This window comes from Streptomyces sp. NPDC054961 (assembly GCF_053609145.1).
Window position 1 is genome coordinate 68,471 of the sequence record NZ_JBSGWY010000003.1, and the last position, 5,377, is coordinate 73,847.

Genomic DNA, 5,377 nt, shown 5'->3' on the forward strand with positions numbered 1-5,377 from the left:
GCGCGTCTGCCGCGTGTTGTCAGACACCCCCGCCGCGGGGGGGGGGGCGAGATAAATCAAGACCCCGCGCGGGCGGGGGGGGGGGGGGCCCCCCCCCCCCCCCGGGGGGGGGGCCCACCTCGACGGCACCATCGACGCGTTGTTCGTGAAGGTGTTCCAGTGGTCCGGCGAGCGGCGGCTGGATCGGCGTACGGTCCGGCTGGACGAGCTCCCGGGGCTTCTGGGGCGCCTGGGCGGCGGTCGCGCCGCCCCCGGAACCGGGTCGAGCGACCCGCGAGGGCCGAGGCGCGCCCTGTTCCGCGACGTCCCCTCCGCCGCGGGCCTGCGTGGCCGCGAGAAGGAAGTGGACGCACTCCAGGAGCGGTTCGACGGGGAGCCCGACTCGGGGACGGTCCGCGTGGTGGTGTCCGGACTCGGCGGCATCGGCAAGTCGAGCATCGCCCGGCTGTACGCCCACCGGAACCGGGACGCGTACGAGTTCACCTGGTGGATCCCGTCCGACACGCGGGAGAACGTGATCGCCGCGTACCGGCGGATGGTCGCCGAGGAACGTCAGGAGGTCGAGCCGGCTACCGAGGCGGAGATCATCGCCCAGGTCGGCCGCCGACTCGCACCTCTGGGCACCCGGCTCCTGCTCGTCTACGACAACGTCGCGGATCGGGAGCAGCTGCACGGCCTCCTCCCCGCCTGTGAAGGCGCCCACGTGCTGGTCACCACCCGCGACTCGGCCTGGGCGGCGGCGGACGGCGGACTGGTCGTAGACCGGATGACGGTGGAGGAGGCCACCGCCTGGGCGGTGGAGCGACTGCCCCACGTCACCGAAACCGAGGTGTCCGCCCTGGTCGACGCGGTCGAGCGGATCCCCCTCGGCATCGCCCAAGCCACCGGCTACATCGCGGCGACCCAATGCCCGGTCGACGTCTATCTGACGGAACTCGCCGACTGCCGCGCCCGGCTGCTCGACAACCCGGGCTTCGTGCCGCTCGACTACGTGCAGGGCGTCACGCTGACAGCGGCGGTGGCCCTCAGCGTGGGCCGGGTGATCAAACAGGCGCTGCACTCACCCGAGGCCTCGGAACAGCAGCTCGCCGCCGAGTTGCTCGCTCGCTGCGCTCTGCTCGCCCCCGACTTCATCCCGCTCCATCTCGCCGCCCTGGACATGCCGGCCGGCTCCGCCGTCTACGGCGCCGTGGCGGAGCTGCGCAGGTTCTCCCTGGTCGCTCCGCAGGACGGCATGCTGACGATTCACCGCATCGTCCAGGAGGTCGTCCGGGCCCTGATGGACAGCGAGGCCGTCGACAGGATGCACGGGCTCTTCGAGTACGAGCTCGTCAAGCTGCTGGTCGACTGCCAGAAGCAGAGTCGGTGGGCAGAGGCGACGACACTGATCGAGCACGCGGTGCACGTGGCGCACCACGTGTGCGAAAGCGGTCGCGCGGACGGCAATACCGTCGCGCTGCTCGCCAATGTCGCGGGAGCCATCTCGAACATCCACGGGGACCTGGCACGCAGCGAGGCCTTGCTGCGCGAGGCGTTGGCGGTCGCGGAGGACGCCGACGGGGATTCGATGGACGACGCCGTGTACCGGCGGGCGGCGACGACGACCACGCTCGCCCACTGTCTGCAGAATCAGCTGAGGTTCGACGAGGCCGCGGAGGCGGCCCGGACGGCCTGGAACCTGCTGGAAGGCATGGGCCCACTGGACGCCGAGGGCGTGGAGCATCTGCTGCTGGCGCACGTCACCGACATGAATGCGGCCGTGGCGACGGACCGCTTCGCCGACATCGCCCGCGCCATCATGAGGATCGAGGCGGTACTGCAGCGTGAGGACGTGTCTCCTCCGGTCGCCCTGCGAATCCGGCTGCAGCAGATCCAGACGCTCGTATGGATCAAGAACTGGGACGACGCGGCCATGGCGATCGACCTGGCCAAGAGCCTCGTCGGTGCCGAGGAGGAGCCACTCCCGGAGCTGCTCTTCCTGGACGCCATCGTGAAGGCGTCCACAGGCCTTGTGGAGGAGGCGCTCGCCGTCACCGCGAGCATCCCGGAGCCTGCCGTGCGGGCACCCGTGACGATCATGCGCCACCATGCGGATCAGATGGTGGACACGGCCCACGGCCTCATGGTCGGCGGCCTCCACCGGCATGAGAAGGGGCTGCCCACCGACGTCTGGATCCTGAACGCTGCGGAGTCGTTGCTCGACCGGGCCGAGGCCCTGCTGAGAGCACACACCGAAGCGGGACCGGACGTCATGGCCCACGTTCGCCAGCGACTCGCCGTCCTGGCCTGGACCCGGCATCAGCTGGGGCATCCGGGCGGGGGCCCCGACCTGTGCCGCGCCCTCATGCGCGAGAGCCTGGAGATGTTCGAGGCGGCGGGACAGTCCCATGCTCCGCTCGCGGCCACCGCTCGCGATTTCCTCACGACGGACGCACAGGACGACGAGGACGACTCCGTCGAGCGGGCGGGCGAGGACGGGCCTCCTCGCACTCCGTCGGTGCCGTCGGACGGCGGGGGAACACACCCGATCTCCGCGTTTCCCTGGCAGACCGTCCTCCACTGGGCACGAGCGGTGTCGCCCGACGCGCGCTCGTTGTACGCCCTGCTCGGAGCCACCGCCTACCACCTCAGTGATCAGGAGGCGCCTTCACCCGCCTTCCTCGCCCTGGCGGTCACCGCGGCACTCCGCTCCATGGGCCTGACGTGCCGCATGATCCCCACCACGCTGCGGGTGACCCGCGAAGGCGTACCTCTGGACCTGCCGGGCTGGCAGGTTCCGCCGACGGTCACGCGGAAGGGCGAGGTCCAGGGCCACGTGACCCTCTGGTGCGAGGAGGCCGGCCGGCTGGTGGACCCGGCCCTGCTGCTCGGCCAGAGCCGGTTCCCCCTGGCCGCCGAGGAGCGGGAGGTCTTCCGGACCCCCGCGGTGTTCCCGGCACCTGACATGAACGCCCTGCTCGGCTTCAGGCCGACCACCCACCGAGAAGGTCACCTGCTCGTGTACGACTTCCGCCTCGACTGGGAGGAGCAGCTCATCGAGGTCCTCAGACACCTGGACAAGACGGCGGTCGCGGCCTTCGCCCAACAGATCGCCTCCTCAGCGGCCCTCGTCACCGACGGCACCGCTCGATAGGTGCAGAGCCATGACCTGTGGAAACGCTGTTTCGAGGGGATCGGAGGACCCTCCGCGGCTGGAAATACGGGGCACCGGGGCAAGTCCGTCGACGGCCGCGTCCTCGAGCCGCCTCTTTCCCCGTCACTCACTCGGGTGCGGTGGGGCTCCCGCCCGTCATGCCCAGACGCGCCTGTTCCTCCTCTACGATCCGGCGGGCCAGCTCGGTGTCCGACACGTCGACCGCGTCCGGGGTGGCTTCGGCCACGGCGCTGCGGCGGGCGTAGGCATCGAACAGGCGGGTCTTCTCTTCCAAGTTCCTCGCCGGGTGCCACGTTGTACCCGTGGGCCTCGAAACCGCCAAGGCCGCAGGCATTCTGTGCGGCAAGGCCGGCACCGCGGACGTCGTCGACGCCACCGTCGTTGTTGTGGCTGCCACACTCGGGGCGATCATCTGGACTTCCGACCCGAACGACATCCGCGCCCTGATCGACGCCCAGGACGTCAAGCCCGCTCCGGTCATCCGCACCGTCTGACCTCCGGAAAATCTGCGGACTACTGCGGACTACTGCGGACAGCAGGCCGGCCTGACCGGCATCCTCGCAGGTCAGGCCCCTCTATGCATCCGCTCAGACGTTGAAGCGGAATGTACGTGACAACGCTCTCACCTGCGAAAACGCTCCTACCGAGGGCTCAAGTCAGCACAGAATCAGCACGGGGTCACACCGCTGCCCTCTACTCGAGATCGCCGTCATCGCTCAGCGGTCGCATGGGGATCTCGCGGAGGGCGGGTTCTGCCAATTCGGGGTCCTCCACACCCGAGGTCCGGTCCGAGCTCCGCCGCCCAAGCCACTTCCAAACCTCACTGCTCAGCGCTTCGACGGAGCGGGACTGCTCCTCCTGCGCCTCTGCGCTCCTCTTGAGATGTTTCGCGATCTGATGGGTACTCCACTCCACCGAATCGGTCTCTAGGGCACTGCCCCGGAGGGCTTCAAGATCCACGGTGTAGATGAGCGGGTCCACTCGGCCGAACGGTCCGTCCGCTTCCACCCGAAACTCGTAGATCTTGGGCAGCTCCGAGGAGAACAGCTGATGACCCATGTCCATGACGAAGGGAATGCGGCGCTTCGGAGGCAGGGTGGCGATGGGGCGACCAACAGCGCGATTGAGCGTCGCGGCCCGCTCGGCCCCGAGAGTGGTCTGCAACGGAGGGCTCACCGAGATGCGTACGTTGCGCGCCAGGGTCTGGCCGATGTTCTCGATCACCAGCACGAGCAACGATGACCCAGGAATGCGGGGCCTGATGTCGACGATGACGTACGGCTCCGCCTGCTCCCGTTGCGCCTTCTCCGTAAGGGCGTTGGCTTGCGCAACTGCTGTCGCCTGACGTCGGTTGTAGACGAGTGCCCAAAACGCGGCCGTCGTCGAGAAGACAAGAGCCGCCACGGAGATGACCACCGTGGCGATCTGGACCGATGAGTCGCTCACGGCCGGATGCTAGGTGGGTGGCTGGTTGCGGGGGTACAAGTTGCCGAAAATCCTCCGGCCGGTGGGCCGCTACCGTGAAGCCATGACCGCACTGCCCGACTGGATGCGCCCGCCGCGCGCGGAAGGCTGGTTCGCAGAAGACCTGGACCGCCTCCCGGAAGCACCGCGCCACACCGAGCTGATCGACGGAGCCCTCGTATTCATGATGTCGCCCCGGCGCTGGTGGCACGGAGAGATCGTCACCGACCTCACGTTGGCTCTCAGGGCGCAGGCCCCAGCCGGTTTCAGGGTCGGCCGGGAGATGACCATCCGCCTCGATGCCCGCAACCGTCCGGAGCCGGACCTCGTCGTGACCACCGCGCCGTACGACCCGGATTGCACCTGGTTCGCTCCCGAAGACGTCCAACTGGTCATTGAGGTCGTCTCACCGGAATCCGCCCACCGTGACCGGACAGTCAAGCTTCGCAAGTACGCCGAGGCCGGCATCCGGCACTGCTGGTGCACCGAGGACGAGGGCACCGTCCCCGCCGTGCACGTCTACGAGCTCGACGAGCCGACCGGCTCGTACGCGCCGGCGGGAATCTTCCGCCACACGCTCCAGCGGTCCGTTCCGTTCGAGATCAGTCTCGAACTCGACAAGCTGGCGCCCGGCCAGCCGGGCTGACGGGACGCTTCCAAGTCAGCACCGAGTCAGCAGGGGAACGCAGTAGGGGGGGGGGGGGGGGCGGGGGAGAGGGGGGGCGCGCGTGAACAAACACACCGGGACACCCAGCCCCG

Annotated in this window: 4 protein-coding genes and 1 pseudogene; 3 read left to right on the forward strand and 2 right to left on the reverse strand. The window is 69.1% G+C overall.

Annotated features, from left to right (window positions below; genetic code table 11):
• Positions 1–145: 145 nt before the first annotated feature.
• Positions 146–3,133: an NB-ARC domain-containing protein gene (locus ACWF9Z_RS04430; RefSeq protein ID WP_453597827.1), complete on the forward strand. Its 2,988-nt coding sequence runs from the start codon at positions 146–148 to the stop codon at positions 3,131–3,133.
• Between the two features lie 127 nt (positions 3,134–3,260).
• On the opposite strand, the pseudogene ACWF9Z_RS04435 reads toward ACWF9Z_RS04430, so the two are convergent.
• Positions 3,261–3,428 (reverse strand): annotated as a pseudogene (locus ACWF9Z_RS04435) (hypothetical protein); the annotation flags it as partial.
• A 28-nt stretch (positions 3,429–3,456) separates the two neighbouring features.
• On the opposite strand from ACWF9Z_RS04435, the gene ACWF9Z_RS04440 reads away from it, so the two are divergent.
• Positions 3,457–3,648, forward strand: a complete 192-nt coding sequence (locus ACWF9Z_RS04440) for a hypothetical protein (RefSeq protein WP_453597345.1) — start codon at positions 3,457–3,459, stop codon at positions 3,646–3,648.
• Positions 3,649–3,847: 199 nt separating this feature from the next.
• Here the strand turns inward: ACWF9Z_RS04440 and ACWF9Z_RS04445 are convergent, their stop codons facing one another.
• The gene (locus tag ACWF9Z_RS04445) at positions 3,848–4,600 is read right to left on the reverse strand and encodes a hypothetical protein (RefSeq protein WP_453597347.1); all 753 of its coding nucleotides are present in this window, start codon (positions 4,598–4,600) and stop codon (positions 3,848–3,850) included.
• Positions 4,601–4,682: 82 nt separating this feature from the next.
• On the opposite strand from ACWF9Z_RS04445, the gene ACWF9Z_RS04450 reads away from it, so the two are divergent.
• Positions 4,683–5,264, forward strand: coding sequence for a Uma2 family endonuclease (locus ACWF9Z_RS04450; protein ID WP_453597349.1), 582 nt, complete (start codon positions 4,683–4,685; stop codon positions 5,262–5,264).
• The last annotated feature ends 113 nt before the right edge of the window (positions 5,265–5,377 follow it).

What these genes read in the sequence shown, in the direction of transcription:
- ACWF9Z_RS04450 (WP_453597349.1), top strand. Translation starts at nt 4,683, where the DNA reads ATGACCGCACTGCCCGACTGGATGCGCCCGCCGCGCGCGGAAGGCTGG.